This window comes from Vibrio sp. ED002, from assembly GCF_023277445.1.
Taxonomy (GTDB): domain Bacteria; phylum Pseudomonadota; class Gammaproteobacteria; order Enterobacterales; family Vibrionaceae; genus Vibrio; species Vibrio jasicida.
Genome location: NZ_CP080238.1, coordinates 579,024 through 597,753 on the forward strand (window position 1 = coordinate 579,024; position 18,730 = coordinate 597,753).

Annotated in this window: 17 protein-coding genes and 1 pseudogene; 11 read left to right on the top strand and 7 right to left on the bottom strand. The window is 42.3% G+C overall.

The window, feature by feature from the left end; all coding sequences use genetic code 11:
* The first annotated feature begins 11 nt into the window (after positions 1-11).
* From ITG12_RS02885 to rmf, 4 genes are all read left to right on the top strand, one after another.
* Positions 12-263, top strand: coding sequence for a glutaredoxin family protein (locus ITG12_RS02885; RefSeq protein ID WP_038881984.1), 252 nt, complete (start codon positions 12-14; stop codon positions 261-263).
* Positions 241-2,160 (top strand): ABC transporter ATP-binding protein, encoded by a 1,920-nt coding sequence (locus ITG12_RS02890; RefSeq protein ID WP_038881986.1) that lies wholly within the window; start codon positions 241-243, stop codon positions 2,158-2,160. The genes ITG12_RS02885 and ITG12_RS02890 overlap by 23 nt, the downstream gene beginning before the upstream one ends.
* Positions 2,161-2,167: 7 nt before the next feature.
* Positions 2,168-3,901 (top strand): DUF3466 family protein, encoded by a 1,734-nt coding sequence (locus ITG12_RS02895; protein WP_038881987.1) that lies wholly within the window; start codon positions 2,168-2,170, stop codon positions 3,899-3,901.
* A 170-nt stretch (positions 3,902-4,071) separates the two neighbouring features.
* Entirely contained in the window at positions 4,072-4,245 is a 174-nt protein-coding gene (rmf, locus tag ITG12_RS02900; RefSeq protein ID WP_005532367.1) for a ribosome modulation factor, read from the top strand.
* A 129-nt stretch (positions 4,246-4,374) separates the two neighbouring features.
* On the opposite strand, the gene fabA is transcribed toward rmf, so the two are convergent.
* Positions 4,375-4,893, bottom strand: a complete 519-nt coding sequence (gene fabA, locus ITG12_RS02905) for a bifunctional 3-hydroxydecanoyl-ACP dehydratase/trans-2-decenoyl-ACP isomerase (protein WP_038872958.1) — start codon at positions 4,891-4,893, stop codon at positions 4,375-4,377.
* Between the two features lie 70 nt (positions 4,894-4,963).
* A complete protein-coding gene (locus tag ITG12_RS02910) occupies positions 4,964-6,604 on the bottom strand; it encodes a Lon protease family protein (RefSeq protein WP_038881988.1) in 1,641 nt (546 codons plus the stop codon).
* Between the two features lie 211 nt (positions 6,605-6,815).
* Here ITG12_RS02910 and matP point away from each other — a divergent pair, with 211 nt between their 5' ends.
* From matP to ITG12_RS02930, 4 genes are all read left to right on the top strand, one after another.
* Positions 6,816-7,265: a macrodomain Ter protein MatP gene (gene matP / locus ITG12_RS02915; protein WP_038872954.1), complete on the top strand. Its 450-nt coding sequence runs from the start codon at positions 6,816-6,818 to the stop codon at positions 7,263-7,265.
* 11 nt (positions 7,266-7,276) lie between these two features.
* Positions 7,277-7,588 (top strand): DUF3634 family protein, encoded by a 312-nt coding sequence (locus ITG12_RS02920; RefSeq protein ID WP_038872952.1) that lies wholly within the window; start codon positions 7,277-7,279, stop codon positions 7,586-7,588.
* Between the two features lie 113 nt (positions 7,589-7,701).
* Positions 7,702-8,025 (top strand): hypothetical protein, encoded by a 324-nt coding sequence (locus ITG12_RS02925; RefSeq protein ID WP_042605483.1) that lies wholly within the window; start codon positions 7,702-7,704, stop codon positions 8,023-8,025.
* Positions 8,026-8,156: 131 nt separating this feature from the next.
* A complete protein-coding gene (locus ITG12_RS02930) occupies positions 8,157-9,371 on the top strand; it encodes an HDOD domain-containing protein (RefSeq protein WP_248873582.1) in 1,215 nt (404 codons plus the stop codon).
* A 95-nt stretch (positions 9,372-9,466) separates the two neighbouring features.
* On the opposite strand, the gene ITG12_RS02935 is transcribed toward ITG12_RS02930, so the two are convergent.
* On the bottom strand, positions 9,467-9,937 hold the full coding sequence (locus ITG12_RS02935; protein WP_081635034.1) for a helix-turn-helix domain-containing protein: 471 nt from the start codon (positions 9,935-9,937) through the stop codon (positions 9,467-9,469).
* Between the two features lie 347 nt (positions 9,938-10,284).
* On the opposite strand from ITG12_RS02935, the gene ITG12_RS02940 reads away from it, so the two are divergent.
* Positions 10,285-11,298, top strand: coding sequence for an IS110 family transposase (locus ITG12_RS02940; protein ID WP_248873584.1), 1,014 nt, complete (start codon positions 10,285-10,287; stop codon positions 11,296-11,298).
* Between the two features lie 254 nt (positions 11,299-11,552).
* On the opposite strand, the pseudogene ITG12_RS02945 reads toward ITG12_RS02940, so the two are convergent.
* From ITG12_RS02945 to ITG12_RS02960, 4 genes and pseudogenes are all read right to left on the bottom strand, one after another.
* Positions 11,553-12,716: pseudogene (locus ITG12_RS02945) on the bottom strand (ISNCY family transposase); the annotation flags it as partial.
* 313 nt (positions 12,717-13,029) lie between these two features.
* On the bottom strand, positions 13,030-14,760 hold the full coding sequence (locus ITG12_RS02950; protein ID WP_038872946.1) for an ATP-binding protein: 1,731 nt from the start codon (positions 14,758-14,760) through the stop codon (positions 13,030-13,032).
* Positions 14,750-15,937: an FIST N-terminal domain-containing protein gene (locus ITG12_RS02955; protein WP_038881929.1), complete on the bottom strand. Its 1,188-nt coding sequence runs from the start codon at positions 15,935-15,937 to the stop codon at positions 14,750-14,752. Before ITG12_RS02955 ends, ITG12_RS02950 begins: the two co-directional genes overlap by 11 nt.
* 113 nt (positions 15,938-16,050) lie before the next feature.
* Positions 16,051-16,407: a hypothetical protein gene (locus tag ITG12_RS02960; protein WP_038881928.1), complete on the bottom strand. Its 357-nt coding sequence runs from the start codon at positions 16,405-16,407 to the stop codon at positions 16,051-16,053.
* Positions 16,408-16,663: 256 nt separating this feature from the next.
* Here ITG12_RS02960 and ccoN point away from each other — a divergent pair, with 256 nt between their 5' ends.
* Together ccoN and ccoO are read left to right on the top strand one after the other, a co-directional pair.
* Positions 16,664-18,091 carry a cytochrome-c oxidase, cbb3-type subunit I gene (gene ccoN, locus ITG12_RS02965; RefSeq protein WP_033006505.1) on the top strand — a complete coding sequence of 476 codons (1,428 nt, stop codon included), beginning with the start codon at positions 16,664-16,666 and terminating at the stop codon, positions 18,089-18,091.
* Between the two features lie 12 nt (positions 18,092-18,103).
* Positions 18,104-18,724, top strand: coding sequence for a cytochrome-c oxidase, cbb3-type subunit II (gene ccoO, locus ITG12_RS02970; protein ID WP_038872939.1), 621 nt, complete (start codon positions 18,104-18,106; stop codon positions 18,722-18,724).
* The last annotated feature ends 6 nt before the right edge of the window (positions 18,725-18,730 follow it).

The window sequence follows — 18,730 nt, forward strand, 5'->3', positions numbered from 1 at the left end:
AAGATAAAAGGATGTTACAAGCGTTCACACTATACAGCACTGAAGGATGCCATCTCTGTGAGATGGCATATGACCTTATGGGTCAGGCAGGTCTCGCCGAACACACAAACATTGTCGATATTGCACTAGATGATGAACTCTTCTCGCGTTACGGCGTCACAATCCCTGTGTTAAAATATCAAAATTCTGAGTTGAACTGGCCGTTTGACTTGGAACAACTCAAAAATTGGTTGGAAAATAATGGCATTACTTACCATTCATAATGCACAACTTGCATTTGGGGACCATCCACTGCTTGATAAAGCAGAATTTGCCCTACAAGAAAACGAACGGGTTTGTTTAGTAGGGCGAAATGGTGCTGGTAAATCAACTTTGATGAAAGTACTCGCTGGAGACATTTTGCTTGATGATGGCAAAATTCAAGTGACTCAAGATGTGGTGGTTTCGCGTTTAGAACAGGATCCCCCTCGTAACCAAGAGGGCACGGTTTACGAATTTGTGTCTGGCGGGTTGGCAGAAGTCGGCGATTTACTCAAGATCTACCATGATCTTCTTGATCTTGTTACGCATGACCCGAGCGAAAAGAACATTAATCGTCTTGCAAAAGTGCAAGAGCAACTCGACCACTTGAACGCTTGGCGTTTTGATGACCGCGTTAATAACGTTTTGGGCGCTCTCAAGCTGAGTCCCGAAACAAAATTGACGGATTTGTCCGGTGGTTGGCAACGTAAAGCAGCACTCGCGCGTGCGCTTGTATGCGATCCAGATGTATTGCTTTTGGACGAACCGACGAACCACCTTGATGTGACCACCATTGAGTGGTTAGAAGGCTTCCTCAAAGACTTTAAAGGTTCGATCATCTTTATTTCGCACGACCGCACGTTTATCAAGTCAATGGCAACGCGTATTGTCGATCTCGACCGCGGTCAATTAGCATCATTCCCTGGAGATTACGAGAACTACCTTGTAGAGAAGGAAGAGATGCTTCGTGTTGAAGAAATGCAAAATGCAGAATTCGACAAAAAACTTGCTCAAGAAGAAGTGTGGATTCGACAAGGCATTAAAGCACGTCGAACTCGTAACGAAGGCCGAGTAAGAGCTCTAAAAAAATTACGTGAAGAACGCAGTGACCGCCGTGAAGTTCAGGGTAAGGTAAACTTAAACATCGATGATGCCTCTCGTTCAGGCAAGATTGTCTTTGAAGCAGAGAATATCTCTTTTGCTTTTGACGGTAAAAATATCGTTGATAACTTCAGCTTCAACATTATGCGCGGCGATCGTATTGCACTAATTGGTCCTAACGGCTGCGGTAAAAGTACCGTGCTCAAGCTGCTATTAGGTCAGTTAGAAACTCAAGGCGGCCGTTTGCATTGCGGTACAAAACTCGAGGTGGCTTACTTCGACCAGTACCGAGAAATTCTCGATCCTGAAAAAACGGTTATCGATAACCTAGCAGACGGCAAACAAGAAGTGATGGTTGGTGGTCGCCAGCGTCACGCATTGAGTTATTTACAGGATTTCTTGTTTGCTCCGAAGCGTGCTAGAACGCCAGTTAAAGCACTTTCAGGTGGTGAAAAGAACCGTTTGTTACTTGCTCGTATATTGTTGAAACCAAACAATTTACTTATTCTTGATGAACCAACTAACGATTTGGATATCGAAACGTTGGAACTTTTAGAAGAAATGCTTGCCAATTATCAGGGTACGTTACTATTAGTTAGCCACGATCGTGAGTTCGTCGACAACACAGTAACGACCAGTTGGATTTTTGAAGGTAACGGTATAATTGAGGAATTTGTTGGTGGTTATCACGATGCAAGACAGCAACGTGAACAAGCTCTTGCTTCGCGCAGCTCGGTTGAAAAAACAGCGAAGAAAGAGAAAGTGGTTGAGGAAACTCCCAAAACTACGCAACCTAAGAACAACTCGAAGAAGTTATCGTATAAGCTGCAAAGAGAATTAGAAGCTCTTCCAGCTAAACTAGAACAATTAGAGTCGGATATTGAGGCGCTACAAGAACAGGTGAATGACCCATCGTTTTTTGCCAAATCTGTAGAAGAAACTCAACCGGTATTGGAACAGCTCGCTGCTGTAGAGCAGGAGTTGGAAATCGCATTCGAGAGATGGGAAGAACTCGAAGCAATGCAACAGGACAGTTAAGAATTCGATGAATTGTAGTAACAAATTCAAATTGACCGCCGTCGCGATGATGGTTGGCACGGCAATGAATGCGAATGCAGCATTGTATCAAGTGGTTGAGGTGGATCCTGGAGTCAACGGGGACAATATTGATTACTCAACAGCTTATGGTGTCGCGATCCAACAGGGGGATGTAGAAAACCCTGGTACAGATGCTCCGTATGCCTTAGGTTGTTTCAACGATTCAGCAGGGTGTACGCCAGAACAATTCAAGCTTGCTCTCGAGACTCGTACAACACCGTTATCTGCAAGTGAAGCCGTTGATGGTGTTAGCTACCGAGAGGAAGTGCCTTTTGCGATGGACTCTGGCTTCTATTATGTACAAGAATATGACGACTTCGAACGCTATTGTTACAATGAACGTCGTTATTCAACATGTGAGTCCTGGGCATCAGTTCATTGGCAGCCATGGAGTAAAGAGCTAAGTAAAGACTTTACAACAAATGCTTTTGCATTCGTCGAAGGCGATGAAAACGCTTACGAAAACAAATACAACAATGTCATTAACAGCCTTACCGAGGACGGAGAGGCTGTTGGTAACCAAAGTATTGTGAGTAGCTCTGATTCTTCTGAATTGGAAACTCGAAACACAGTAGTAGCTCCTGTTCTTCCAACAATAGTCCCAAGCGATGAAGATGCAACTGTCGTCGCTAGCCGTGCATGGCGTACTGATGGCAAGTTTACGGTAGGTAGTATCTCAGAGAAAGCCTCAAACGATAACGGGACCCATCACACATCAAAAGCAGCGATTTGGGATCAAACTGGAGCCGTCAGTCAGGTTGAATGGCCAAGCGGAACTGCGAAAGATGGTGAGCGTTTAGCGCAAGGCAGCATGCGTGGTATCGCTGAAAGTGGTAACAAGGTGTATGGCGTAGGTTACAACACTTACAAAGATGACAACTACATGAATGCGACTGTTTTTGTTGGTACATTGCCGACAGCAGGTTCTATCGCAGGCGTTACTTGGGAAAATAAACAAGTTAGTGGTGCACAGCAACGTATAGATGGTGATACAGTCCATTCAAACTCTCGCTTAACCGACGTCAATGACAATTTTGTCGCCATTGGTGAAGCAAAACGTTCCGGTGGTTATTTAATGCCAACAGGCTCTGCTCCTAATCGATTGTTTATCGTTGATAACGTGAGTGCTGAGTCTGTTAGTGCGTTTTATCCAACAACAGGGATTTTCTTCAGTGGCGCCGGTGGTCACATGGGTAGTATTAACGCTTACAATGAAATTGTGGGTCAGTTAGATGCAGAGGCCACTCGTGAAGATGATGGTAAACCTCGCCGTAAACGTGGTTTCATTTATCCGTATACCCAAGATGGACAGCTGACAAGTGATCGTTCTACAACACTATTTGATGGTAAGCCATGGTTCTTAGATAACTTAACGAATGGTGGTGATCACTCTGATGAGAACAATGCATTCCGTATCATTAATGCTACGGACATCAACGATGCAGGCGTAATTTCCGGTACAGCGATGATGTGTAGTGGTGGCTATAAAACGACCTCGCATAACTCGTCATGTGATGGTGAAGAGAAGATCGTTGCCGTTAAGCTAGTCCCAATTGCTGGGGCAACGGCTGCTGATATTGAAACGCGTAGCGTTGAAGAAGATTCGGCAGAACGACAAGGTGCGGGTCTAGGTTGGTTGGCTTTGACCATGCTAGGTTTGTTCGGGTTCCGTAGAAAATAGTCAGTATTTTTTAAATCAAGCAGAGGCTCACAGAAATGAGCCTCTGTTTTTTTATGCCTTGAGAAAATCCTCAAATTGATCGATTCTTATAAGTGGAGTCATAAAAGCTCCATCAAAGTTTCACAATATCAGCTGTACGTTAGTAAATGGACCTGTATGAGGAATTAACTATGAAGAGACAAAAGCGTGATCGCCTAGAACGAGCTCAATCTCAAGGCTATAAAGCTGGGTTGAATGGGAGGTCTCAAGAGGCTTGTCCGTATCAACAAATTGATGCTCGGTCATATTGGTTAGGTGGTTGGCGTGATGCCAGAGATGAAAAACAATCTGGTCTCTACAAATAACTCTCCACATACAAACAGAAGGATTTGAAAAGGCTCTTTAAGAGCCTTTTCTACATTTGTAACGAGGATGAATGTAGAAATGAAAAAGGCCCCAAAAAGGAGCCTTAAGAATAATCTGTAAGCAGGAGATTAAAAGCTAGAAGTATCTTGGAATAAACCAACTTTCAAATCTTTCGCAACGTAGATCTCTTTACCATCAACACATACACGACCATCAGCTAAGCCCATTACAAGCTTGCGGTTAACAACGCGTTTCATGTGGATTTCGTACGTTACTTTTTTCGCTGTTGGTAGGATTTGGCCAGTAAATTTAACTTCGCCGACACCTAGAGCACGACCTTTACCTTTGCCGCCAACCCAACCGAGGAAGAAACCAACCAGTTGCCACATTGCATCTAGACCAAGACAGCCTGGCATTACCGGGTCGCCAGGGAAGTGGCAATCAAAGAACCAAAGATCCGGAGTAATGTCCAACTCTGCAAGGATCAAACCCTTACCGAAATCCCCTTCAGTTTCAGACATTTTACTGATGCGATCCATCATTAGCATGTTCGGCGCAGGAAGCTGTGGATAACCAGGACCAAACAGCTCTCCTTGGCTAGAGGCTAAAAGATCATCACGGTTATAAGAATCACGTTTGTTTTGCATTATCAATTACTCCAATTTTTGATAGCTGCATCTTAGTGAACACGTGTACGCTAAACAACTCCGATCAGTACTAGACAAACCAGTTTTTGATGCGCTCCACAATTCCTAAAGGATGCTCATGTCTTTCAAAGTTTTCAATACGTTCGGCGATCTTGCCAATGATGCTGTCATCTTCACCACGGAACGGCTTCGACATCAGAATTGGGATAGCTTCATCTACCGTAGAAACCGACCAAATATGGAACTCGCCATTTTTAATGCTTTCTATTACATCTTTATGTAGCGCAAGGTGTTTAAGGTTTGACTTAGGTAAAATAACCCCTTGCTCCCCGGTAAAGCCTTGGTGCTTACAGACTTGGTAAAAACCTTCGATTTTTTCATTTAAGCCGCCAACGGCTTGGACACGGCCAAATTGGTCAACCGCGCCGGTAACCGCAATTTGTTGGTCAACGGGAGACTCAGACAGGGCACTCACCAAACAGCACAATTCCGCTAATGAGGCGCTATCGCCATCAACTTCACTGTAAGATTGCTCAAATACAATAGATGCAGAATATGGCAGAGGCTCATCAAGGTTTAACGCCGAGCTCAAGAATGCTTGCATGATCATCATACCTTTGGCGTGCAAGTTACCGCCTAATTCCGCTTTTCGTTCAACGTCGGAGATGTCACCATCACCAAAATGAATCACACAAGAAATGCGAGCAGGCTCTCCGTAAGAAACAGGGTGTCCGGCCATATCAATAACGGTTAGGCCATTGATCTGCCCAACTTGTTCACCGGTAGTTTCAATGATCACTTGTCCATCAAGAATGTCGTCAACGGCGCGCTGTGGTAGATATGACTCACGATAGTATTTGTCATCAATGGCAGCATCAATCGATGTAAAATTGATAGTGTCACATTCAGTATATTGACTGGCTAAACTAATCAATTGATTGTGCCAAAGAACACCAAGAGGTAGGTAATGTTGATCTTCCGTATAACGCATACCGGCAAGCATTAAGCGTCTAAATGCCGAATCGTCCAAACTAGGGTGCTGATATTTTTTACATATCCAATTCACTAAGCCGAAATAAAGAGCGAGGCTACGCTCAGAGATGTGAATATCTTCTTCTACTTCGGTGTACATAGTCATTCCCGTAGAAAAATCGTCATCTACAAACTCAATCTCTGCCAATTGAGTTCGGTCACCTGTGATGATCAACTTAACGTCATAATGCTGAGCTACAAAAGGAGAGGATGCAATACGATTCGGGGTTAAGTTAATCGGAGCAAAAGCTTCCCCTTGTATCGCAGCTTTCACACTCGGCCATCTTACTGCGTTTGCCAAAATGAGGTTAGCAGGGACGATTAGATAGCCACCATGAGCCTTCGATAATAAGCCATTCTCGAAAGTTGATTGACCTTCAGTATTGACGCTATATCGATCAAATAGATCTTTTGCGTCTAGAGACTCTGTTGAAACCACTGGCAAAGACGCAATATCGATTACAGCTTCTCTAACGAATTCACGGTAAATTGCATTATCTGCGCAGTTTACGAGTAGGACTCTTGTGAGGCCATTTACCCGAGCAAATCGACTCAACGTTGCCGTCAAGCGAGGTTGTAGGTCAGTGAACGTCTTTGCAGGGAGAAATGGGGCGGTTTCTAATAGTGCTTCATATGGCTTAAATGAAGGAGTTACGTCTTGCCAGTCAAGTTGGTTCATTAATAATCGTCTTAATTCAATGTTGAGGTCATTATAACGAAACGTCCTATAACTCCATAGCGAGAATTTGAGCAATATAAAAATACTGAATATTCATATGATTAAACCTTCGACAAATGAGTGATCAACATCGATACTTTATGGAGTTTTAATTGCTGTATAGCAACATCTGGGTTACGCTGTCACCAGATGTGTTTTAAGGGTCGAAAGGATGAAATATCAGCAGCTTGAAAATCTAGAGTGTGGTTGGAAATGGAAATATCTGATCAAAAAATGGAAAGATGGTGAGTCGATCACCAAGTATATTGATACCAGTGAAGCGGATGCTGCCGTTGCAGAACTACGAAAATTAGAACATGAACCAACTTTAGTGCTTGCTTGGATTGAAAATCATATGTCTGAAGAGTTAGAGAATAAACTCAAACAGGCAATTCGTGCCAAGCGTAAACGCCATTTCAATGCTGAACAAGTTCATACCAAAAAGAAATCGATTGATCTTGACTATCGAGTTTGGGAGAAACTGTCAAATCGTGCGAACGAGTTAGGTTGTACACTCTCTGACGCAATTGAATATTTACTCTCAGAAGCTTCTCGCAGTGAGAAGGCCAGTCAAAAAGTAACCTCGATTAAAGAAGATTTAAATAAACTATTGTCTAGTTAATGGAGTATCAAATGCTTTATGTAATCTTGATTGCTGCTGTTGTTATTTTTTGGCTTATCGCTGTAGATAGACCTGTCTTAAAAATATCGTTTGAGAAAGGGCACATTACAAAAGTGAAAGGTCATATTCCTCCTTCCTTTAAACACAACTTGCAAGACATTGCTGAGCATGACCCTTTTGATGGTGAGATGAAAGTTTATAATCAGCGAACAGGAATGCGTTTGACCTTTTCGAAACAAGTTCCGAAGAAAGTGCAGCAGCGAATTCGTAACGTCTTCCCTCATCAAGGCTTTAAGTCAAGCAAAGGGAAAAAAAGAGCTTAAGAAAACTATCAGTTACTTATTCTTGTTAAATGGGGCGCATTAATTGCGCCCCGTTTTATATCTATTAAGTCAGTAAGTTAGAGTTTTTCTTTTATGAATCATAAGGAAGCTCCATGCGATACACTGTCACTTTAATCTGTTTTTTAATTGGGGCATCAGCCGCGAAAGCCGATGATTCAGAGACGAACCCCATTGCAAAGAAAATTAAAACAGAATTGCAAAAGAAGACCAATAGACGATTTGATAGCTATGAAGGTTATTGTGACCTAATGATTGAGATGGAGCATAAAGGTAAGACTGCGAAGATTAAAAAAGTAAAGGGAAGTGGTGATAAAAGCGTATGTAAATTTGCAAAATCAAACTTAAAAATTGGTAAACGATATCGTTATAAGTTTGCGGAAAAATACATACGACTTCACATAACAACGGGTGATTAGCATTCACTAATAATATTTCGATAACTTGGATATATTTATAAGTGGAATTAATGTCACATTCCATTTACTGCTTGTGTCTTTATAGATAAACTTGCCAACAGGAAAATAAAAACAACGTTAGGAATAGCAGTTTGTTGCTCACGCAGAAAAACTATACACCAGAAGCAATGGACATCGCAGTCAAGGTATCGAAAGAAGTCGAACTTAGACATGCCAAGTGGCTAGCTAGTATGAATCACCAAGTGGATCAGTCACAAGTGGATAAGCTCCTTAGTTTACAGGGGCGATATTGTGACGACGTGATCTTTAGTGAAGAAGACAGAATCACGCGCAACCAAAGAATACTTCTCATGTGCGAACAAGAGCGAGTAAAAGAAAAGCGCCAAATCGTGGAAGACAAGCAGAAAACACTGCAAAAAGTCATCAGCGATGTATCGAAAGTCGCCGATCGAATGTTAATGAAAAAGCTTGAAACGCTTCCAATTGATAAATTATTGAGCATTATACCCGCATTTGAGCTGTTCGCATCGTTTGCCTATTCTCCATCTCTAAGCTTTTCAAAACTGACAGACTTGGCTAACAATAGCCATCAGCTAAGCTCAACGATTATAGACCTGATTGAAAACTCAAGACTGCGTGAGCGAGGAAGTGTGGCTAAAACCAGTTCAGATGCAAGAGTCGCGATTGGTCGCCTTGGAATTGAAAATTGCCGCAAACTATTCCCAGTTTTAATGGCGCGCCCAATGATGAGATGGTCAGATAGTAATACTAAAATCCTGACTCCCAAGTTTTGGCAACAATTGGTTTTGACTGCCAACGTCACCAAAATGCGATTGGAATCGGCAGATGTTCAAGATCCCGATTGTGGTGTTTTGATCGGAACGCTTCGTAGCTTAGGTAGCATCGTATTGATTAATCACTTCACAGATACGTTTGAAGACGCACTCATTGAAGTCATGCTGAACTATAGAAAAACGAACAGGAAAGATGAGTATTATGCCTGTGCAGATGTCCGACCAAATTCCGCTTTCTTGCCTAAAGTCATTGTCGATATGGAAGCTCTGGTGACTAAAAGACTTTTAGAAAACTTTCAATGGCCGAAGAATGTAGAACATATAAAAGTTGCTGTTCTTGAAGACATCGAAAGCAAACCCATCTTAGAGCGTAGTGTCTATGGCGCAGCATTAGCGCAGGCTAGGGCATATGCAATCTATGATGGATTATCAAGAAGTGCAGTGTTTGCAGAAAAGCACAAACCATTTTGGTTTGCTAACGTCCAGATATCGGCGGAAGCATTATCATCAATTAGAATGAGTGCTCCAGGGAAGATGACTCTTATGATATAAAGAAGCGACAGTGTCACAAAAAGTTTGAAGCGACTATATCAAGTCGCTTTTTTAATGTCGTAATAAATAGAACTGAATAAGATAAGGTTACGGCGTCACGATCCTTCAAACCAATCGTGGTGAGAGCCATCAATTTGAACGAGCTCGCCTAAACAATCACGTCGGTAACGAGGTTGGTAAACTCGGGGCTTGCGTTTAGAGTGTGTGACCCAAAGTCCGTCGGCGATCATCCATTGACGCAGAGTCTCTTTAGATACAGCGATGTTGTGTTGCTCTGAGAGTTTTTCTAGAGCGAGCGTTGGTGAGAAATCAGAATAATACTTGTGGATGATCTTAAGTATTTCAATTTTAAAATCTTCTGAGTAACGTCGGTTACTTGGACGACCACGAGCTGCGTGCGCGAGACTTTGAGCTCCTAAAGTGGAGAGTCGATTGAGTAAACGCCGGATATGATGAACAGACACATTTAAAATAACTGCAGCATCAACTTGACGTAATCGCTTTTCACGGACGTCAGACAGAACCTTAAATCGATAAATATCTTTTTCACCCATCGTAATCAACATCGGTTAAAGCCTCAAAAGCAAACAATGTTGTTAATCTTAGGAGGACATTTTAAAGTGGCTAAAACCGGACATTACTAAATTGCTCTAACAGATTATGTCAATCCCATTTTAAAATGTCCTCTTTTCTCCCAAGTAGAAATGTCCCTTTATGAGCAAAATAGAGTAGGTGAGTTAGGTTTTACTGTTAGAAGCTTTGAAAGTTTTTGGTGTGATGAGAACTGGGTTTATCGCCCTTAGTTGTTCCTGAAGCGCTCTTTGTTGAGCTCTGCGTTTAGGGGCTAATTATATGGTCCGCCTCACTCTCAAGCCCTACGCTTAGAGTAGGCTCTCAGAACGAGGTGAACCATATGTCTACCATTCACATCTTAGGTATCGATTTAGGCAAGCACTGCTTTCATGCGGTTGGCAACAATCACACTGGCAAAGACGTTATTCGCCGTAAGTTTAGTCGAAGCCAACTACTCCGTTTCTTATCTGTACTTGAACCTACCATCATCGCTTTTGAAGCCTGTGGTGGTGCTCACTGGCTTGCGAGAAAGTGTGAAGCCTATGGGCATCGCGTTCGACTTATCCCGCCTCAATATGTAAAACCTTACGTCAAAGGTAATAAGAACGACTTTATTGATGCGGCTGCGATAGCAGAAGCAGCGAGTCGACCAAGCATGAGATTTGTCTCTGCCAAGTCAGAGGAAGCTCAGGTAATCGCAGCTATCCATCGAGTGAGGGATGGTTATATCAAAGAACGAACGGCTTGTATGAGCCGAATTGGAGCAATACTACTTGAGTTTGGGCTGAGTTTTCCTAAAGGCCATGCCAAGATGAAAGCGCTATTTCAGTGGTTGGCCGAGCAAGATATAAAGTTACCACCGAGCCTGGTCGCTGAGTTGCTCTCGATTCATGAGCACTATAAATACCTAAATGAGCAAGTATCTACTCAAGATAGAAAACTGAAAGCGATTACTGAAAATAATGAAAATGCCGAACTTTTGAAGAGTATTCCTGGTATTGGTGATTTAACAGCAACGTTGTGTGTGGCCAATATCAGTTCTCCTTCAAACTTTGGTGGAGGTCGCGAGATGGCTGCATGGCTAGGACTCGTTCCAAGGCAGTATTCAACGGGTGGCAAATCAAAGTTATTAGGCATGAGTAAACGAGGGAACAAACACCTTCGCGCTCTATTTATACATGGAGCGAGATTCGTGCTATCTAGGATAGAAACAACAGGAAAAGTGTTTGGAGATTGGTTAGTCAATTTACGAGCAACAAAGCCGTTTAATGTAGTGGTAGTCGCACTTGCCAATAAGCTAGCAAGAATAGCTTGGGCGGTGTTGTACCACCGCCAAGCTTTTAAGGCTGTATAGCCATAACCAAGTTTGCAACGCCAATGAACGTGATGACAAAAACGGTCGAACGGCCAGATTAGTAACCTGATACAAAAAATAGCACCTAGTTGCTTTGGGGCTTTTAAGGATAATCTGGCGCGGATATCATCGTGGAGCGGGAAGTTAATGTTCCCAACGTGGACTCCGAATACATTAGCGCAAACCAACTCCGTTATTACTTAATTGTAGTTGCAATAACGGGGCGGACCATACATTTTTGCTCCTGGTGCGTTTCTGTTGTCGACAATTTGGGTTTGCTGAACATGCTCAAGCTTATCGAAAATTTTAAATTCCAACTTTCTGTGGCCATACACAATCGCAATGTCTCCGTTGGGATAGTCTAAGACTTTGACGTGCTCGTGTACTAAGCGAGTGTTTTCTTCCGTTGGCTCAATGAGATAAACCACTTTGTCATATTGAAATGTCAGTGATTTAGAGAGCTTACGAATTTCCTGCCAACTGAAAATATCGTCGAGTTCCTGTGGGGTTTCGCGCACTTTTCGATGCATATTTTTCGGATACATTGCCGGCTTAGCAAAGCGTCGATTGAAATCGGCAATGAAGTAGGGAAGCCAAGCATTCGCTTCTTCGATGGTGTTAATTCCTTGTAAGCGCATCTCTTTGACAAGTCGGTCTTGTAGCGTCAAGTTTACTCGCTCAACACGACCTTTAGCTTGAGAGCTGTTCGCACATATCAGTTCAATACCTAACTCTTTTAATACTCGGGCATACTGAGTTTGACCGACTTGTTTTTGCTTTTCCTGATTCACCCGAAAAATCGAATGCTTATCACTGTAGAACGCTACGGGTTTGCCGTGTTCATTAAGATATTCTCTCGTTGTTAGCATGTAATCAAAGGCCGATTCGGTTTCGCTGAACCTTAAGTTCATCAGGCGGCCAGTCGCATCATCAATGAAGACCAGTAAACAACATTTGTCAGCGCGTCCTTCAAACCAATCATGGTGAGAGCCATCAATTTGAACGAGCTCGCCTAAACAATCACGTCGGTAGCGAGGTTGGTAAACTTTAGGCTTGCGTTGCGAATGAGGCGTCCATAAACCATCTGCAATCATCCAACTTCGTAAGGTCTCGTTAGATACTGGAAGGCTATGTAACTCAAATAGTTTTTCTCTAGCAAGCGTTGGAGAAAAATCAGAATAGTGATCACGAATCAGTTTTAAAACTGTGTCTCGGTAGTCACTGGGATAGCGGTTATTACTTGGCTTACCTCGAGCTTGGTGAGTCAATCCTACAGCACCGAATTCTCTCAGGCGATTCATAAGCCTTTGAACTTGGCGAACACTCAAATCAAGAATGTCTGCCGCGTCGACTCGTCGGATCCTACGATCGCAAACATCTTGGATTACTTTAAAACGATAGATATCAGAATCATTCATAGTCACTAGCATCTTAAACGCATCCTTAGCTGGTTGTAAGCAAAGCTTAGTGACTACGAGCTAAAGAGACATTTTAACTTTGGTAAATAGTGACATTACAACTTTGCGCCTACACCCTAAGTGCGCATTATGTATATTATGTTAAATGCAGTATAGACGTACGCCAAATCTTCTCTACATTGGTCTCCTATCCCTCTCAGATTTCAAATTCAGACATCGGTTGTTAGGTTCATTAAACATAATGGTGATTTACCATAAAATACTTAATATAGATCTTAATAATCTTGCGATTGTTAAGATCTATATTAAGGAGCTATGCAGTTTCTACTAGTGACTGAATCACTTCATAAATATCTTGCCTGCGAACTGGCTTTGAAATGAAGCCATCCATTCCGGCCTTCAAACACATTCTCTTATCACTCTCCAACGCATGGGCTGTCAGAGCAATGATGGGAATTGAAATCCTTTTTTTTCTGATAAGTCTTGTCGCTGTTATGCCATCCATTACCGGCATTGAAACATCCATGAGTACCATGTCGAGTTCTTGGCTATTTTGCTCCAAGAATTTGATGGCCTCAGATCCGTTGTTTGCTATACAAACATTATGTCCCAACTTATTTAGAATCAGTTTGATCACCAACTGGTTTGATTCGGTATCTTCGACAATAAGTATATTCAGGGCCTTCGATGGTCTGTTCGCTTCAATCTTTACTGGGCGCTCTTGGTTATTACGTGTGAGAACTGGAATCCTTATAGAGAAATGAGACCCGACATTTTCTTTACTGCTCACGGAAATCGAACCACGCATCATTTCCACTAAATGTTTGGTAATTGCAAGCCCCAAACCTGTACCACCAAAACGACGCGTGATTGATCCATCACCTTGATGAAATGCAGTAAATAAGTGATTCAATTTTGCCTTTGGAATACCTATACCGGAATCCATAACTGAAACTTTAAGTTCGTTATTTTGTTCTTCGACCGTAACATTAACTTCACCAAAGTCAGTGAACTTTATGGCATTCCCGATCAGGTTGAACAACACCTGAGAAAGCCTGGTGGAATCTATCCAATATTGTTTACTTTTTTCTAATCCGAAGCTTAAATTAAAGTTCAAATTTTTACTGGTCGCTACTTGTTTTTGTTGGGAAATAACAAATGTTACAGCGTCACTCAAATCAACCCACTGTTCATTTAATTGAAAGCTGCCTGACTCTATCTTAGATAAATCAAGGATGTCACTGATGATCGCTAATAGGAGTTCTGCCGAGCATTCCATTTGATCAAGGACTTCGGACTGGTCATCGGTAAGCATGGATTGGCGCAGTATATCTAACATTCCCAATACCGAGTTTAACGGCGTTCGAATCTCATGACTCATCATGGCAAGAAATTCAGATTTCGATTGGTTTGCCTTTTCCGCTTCTTCTCTTGCTCTGGCGAGTTGAGATGTACGCACGTCAACGATACGTTGTAACTTCTCTTTGGTTTCAATATCTATAACAGCGCGTTCAATTAAGGGGCTAAAGCGTCTTAATGTCTCTTTGTTCTCGATGCTAAAATGCCCTTTTTGAGCACCGATCAATAAGATGATATTTTGGGTTACCTCGGTTCTAATCCCAGTTAAGACAACTGAATTAACATGGCTTTGTATGAAGCTGTTAAGGTTTTCAAACTCACGTAACCTTAGCGGCTCAAACAGTAAAATACACTCACCGTTTAAAGCTCGCTCGGAAACGCTACCCTGTAACCAATCTAAGTTATCGAACACACTATTTGTTGAGATTAAGGTTTTAAATGCGTCTCTAGTATGGTCTCGAGTGATCACGATGAAGTCATCAAAATTGATGTACTTTTTAAGTACGTTGTTAAGGCCGGAAAATATTTCGTGTCGATTTCGAGCCTCACTCATTGCAGAGATAGCAGATAGAATGGCTTTATTTTCATCTGCCAAAAGTTTTTCTCGTTGCCTTGCTTCTTTAAGTTCGACTAACGCTTCTTGCAACGCTTCTTGTTGATATATCTCTAAATATTTATTTTTCATAAGGTTTATGGAAAATCGCTGATGATATCATCAAGTTTCCATGTCCATTTTCACCACCAATGAATCTTCCTTGCTCACCAAATGTGAATGGGCAAATAAAAGGCAGGTGTTCTAATTCTTGGTTAATTTGTTCGCAAACACTGTTTATATCTTGCTTTAAGTGCAACATAGGACCAGCACAAAAGATATTGATCACACCTATTTTTCGAGACTCTTCTAATTTTTGATTAAAAGCGGCATTCACAACCCTTGCAGCTCTTGCAATTAGATGCTCCCTACTCCCTTTCATTAGCGTTAATTGCTCGCCTTCTTCGATAGTTGTGAACAACTCGATGCCACCGTGTGAGGTCTCGCGAATGGGATGGGACAGCTTGTAATAAGGCCTTTCATATAAGTACCCGGCAACACGACCTAACGGGTAAGCACTGGCATTAGTAAACAGAAATTGTTCGTTATCTGGTTGATTATTTTGGTGGTTTGTCCATCTTCGATAAACATCTAGTGCTGGCTCACCGTCAATTTCTAATAAACATCGGTTATGGGTTTTCGTTGCAGTTCCCGTAACATCCGTTGGGGAATGCCCTGCACTAAACGCAATATCGACAGGTTGAGATGAATAAAATAGTGTTAAGCTAATGCCAGCTTTTTCACTTCCTTGCGTGGTTATAATAGACCAGTTCCCTTCTATGTTATTGTCGGCAGAAGAGCCGCCAATAATGGGAACCAAAGTACCAAACCGCTGATCGATCGCTTCAATTACAGCCTCTTCATTCCCTGGCGTGGCATGTAAAAGAATAAGGTTGGGTACCTCGCCGAGCCGGTTAGCATGAGATAAGGCCATGTTCAGCGCTTCATCCACATAAGTATCGACAGAATCACCACATTTCGAAATTCCAGTACCATAGGAATGTGGTCCCGAATCATAGATAGCCAGAACGGCGATGGCTGGTCCACGATGGTAACCTTGGTTGGTCATAATTGCCTGACACGAGCTCGCACCGTGGAGAGACTGTTTAGGAAACAGCTCTCGAAACGCTGATTGAATAGCACGGAAGTCATACTCCTCTGTGTAATAGCAGATGAGGTGAGAGAGGTTCTCTTCAAAGAGTTCCGTGCGAAATTTCTTAATCGCTAAATATTCGTCTGTAATATGAGTAAATAATGATTGGCACTGCATACGAGTTTAATTATTGTGTGATCTTTAACCGTTATACCATTACGACAATATAGCGCTAGACAATAAAGTAATAATTGTATAAAGAAGCGTCATTATCTCGCGTCAGATCTGATTTATAAATGAACTTGGACAATGTTTTCGCTTATTTTGAAATTAATTACTCGAGTCTCAGAAATATCACTCCAATTGCTCTGGCGATATTTATCCGACAGATCTATAAACTCACCAGATTGATTTAGATCAATTTTTATACTGCCATTTTCTGTGCTTTCGATCGAAAAGCCATCAGAACCCTTGTTTATCGTGATTTTTTCTGTTCCGATTGTTACATCACATCGTTGTTTTTGTGAACAATCCACAACGCTACTCGTCTCATAAGTAAAGGTTCTCCAGAAAAATGCACCAATTAAAAGACTGAGCATGATTAAGATTTGTGCAAGTCTTGCCTTTGTTAACTTTTGTGCAGCCATAATTCCTAATATCCTTGTTACAAACTTCAAACTTTTTAAATAAAAAATGATTTCCAGAGGCCTAGTAAGGTTACTACTCTGTCATTGAATTGTTAATTCAAGTATAGTGACTCGCTGAAAATGCCACTTTTTATTAAAGTCAGCAATGGAAATAAAGTGATGATAACACTTAAATTCTAGAGTTTACTTGGGTGGTGTTACGACGCAAGTCGTGTTGGAAGTAAAGTGTAGTTAATTAGAAATTGGAAGCATGCAAATGAGCCAAGTAAAGCAGCTTGAACAAAACTACAACTATACAGTCGTTCGCCAATTTACCCTTGTGACCATTTTATGGGGCATAGTTGGTATGGCTGTTGGTGTTTTGATTGCCGCTCAATTAGTTTGGCCACAGCTAAACTTTGATACGCCGTGGTTGACGTACAGTCGTTTACGTCCACTGCATACTAATGCGGTAATTTTTGCGTTTGGTACCAGTGCTCTGTTCGCAACATCTTATTATGTTGTTCAGCGCACCTGTCAAACACGTCTTTTTGGTGGCCCACTCGTTGCCTTCACCTTTTGGGGATGGCAAGCAATTATCCTAGCCGCAGCAATCACCCTACCTTTAGGTTTTACCTCAGGTAAGGAGTACGCTGAGTTAGAATGGCCTATTGATATTGCAATCGCGATTGTATGGGTATCTTACGCGGTCGTGTTCTTTGGAACATTGGTCAAACGTAATACGTCTCACATCTATGTGGCTAACTGGTTCTTCGGTGCCTTTATCCTCACAGTAGCAGTACTTCACATCGTGAACAGTATGGCAATCCCAGTATCGCTTGGTAAATCTTACTCGATTTACTCCGGTGCCGTGGATGCGATGGTTCAATGGTGGTACGGACACAATGCGGTAGGTTTCCTACTAACCGCTGGTTTCCTTGGTATGATGTACTACTTCGTCCCTAAACAAGCTGAACGTCCTGTTTACTCTTACCGTTTATCTATTGTTCACTTCTGGGCACTGATCTCTCTGTACATTTGGGCTGGTCCTCACCACCTGCATTACACAGCACTACCTGACTGGACTCAGTCTCTAGGTATGGTGATGTCTTTGGTTCTATTTGCTCCATCTTGGGGTGGTATGATCAACGGTATCATGACGCTGTCTGGCGCATGGCATAAGCTTCGCTATGACCCTATCCTACGTTTCCTAATCGTTTCGTTGTCTTTCTACGGTATGTCTACCTTTGAAGGTCCAATGATGTCTATCAAGACTGTAAACGCACTATCGCACTACACCGACTGGACCATTGGTCACGTTCACTCCGGTGCTCTAGGTTGGGTTGCTATGGTTTCCATTGGTTCTGTATATCACCTTGTTCCTCGTCTATTTGGTCAAGAGCGCATGTACTCTGTTAGTCTAATCAATGTTCACTTCTGGTTGGCAACTATCGGTACAGTTCTTTACATCGTAGCAATGTGGATTTCTGGTGTGATGCAAGGCCTAATGTGGCGTGCAGTTAACTCTGACGGCACACTGACTTACAGCTTTGTAGAATCTGTAGAAGCATCTTACCCGTTCTACTTCGTACGTTTCTTAGGTGGTTTCATCTTCCTATTCGGTATGTTCTTAATGGCATACAACACGTACAAAACAGTAACGGCGCCTAAAGAAAGCCTAAAAGCTATCCCTCAACCGGCATAAGGAGATTAAAGAATGAGTAATAATTCGAATAATCGCCACGAAATCCTAGAACGTAATGTCGGTTTGTTGGCAATTTTCATCGTCTTTGCAATTAGTTGGGGTGCGCTCGTAGAAATCACTCCTCTAATTTTCCAGAAGCAAACGACGGAGCCTGTAGAAAACCTACGCGCTTACACTCCTCTGGAAATGGAAGGTCGTGATATCTACATCCGTGAAGGTTGTAACGTTTGTCACAGTCAGATGATTCGTCCTTTCCGCTCTGAAACAGAGCGCTACGGTCACTACTCTGTAGCCGGTGAAAGTGTTTGGGAACACCCATTCTTATGGGGTTCTAAGCGTACTGGTCCAGATTTGGCTCGTGTAGGCGGACGTTATTCTGATGAGTGGCATCGTGTTCACCTTATTGATCCTCGTGAGCTAGTACCTGAATCAAACATGCCTGGTTTCCCTTGGCTAGAAGAGAACGTACTAGACGGCAAACTGACGCAGAAGAAACTAGAAGTATTCCGCAACCAGTTCGGTGTTCCGTACACGGATGAACAAATCGCGAATGCGGCTAAAGATGTAGAAGGTAAAACAGAGATGGATGCAATCATCGCTTACCTTCAGTCTCTTGGTCATGCAATGAAGTAAGGGGGT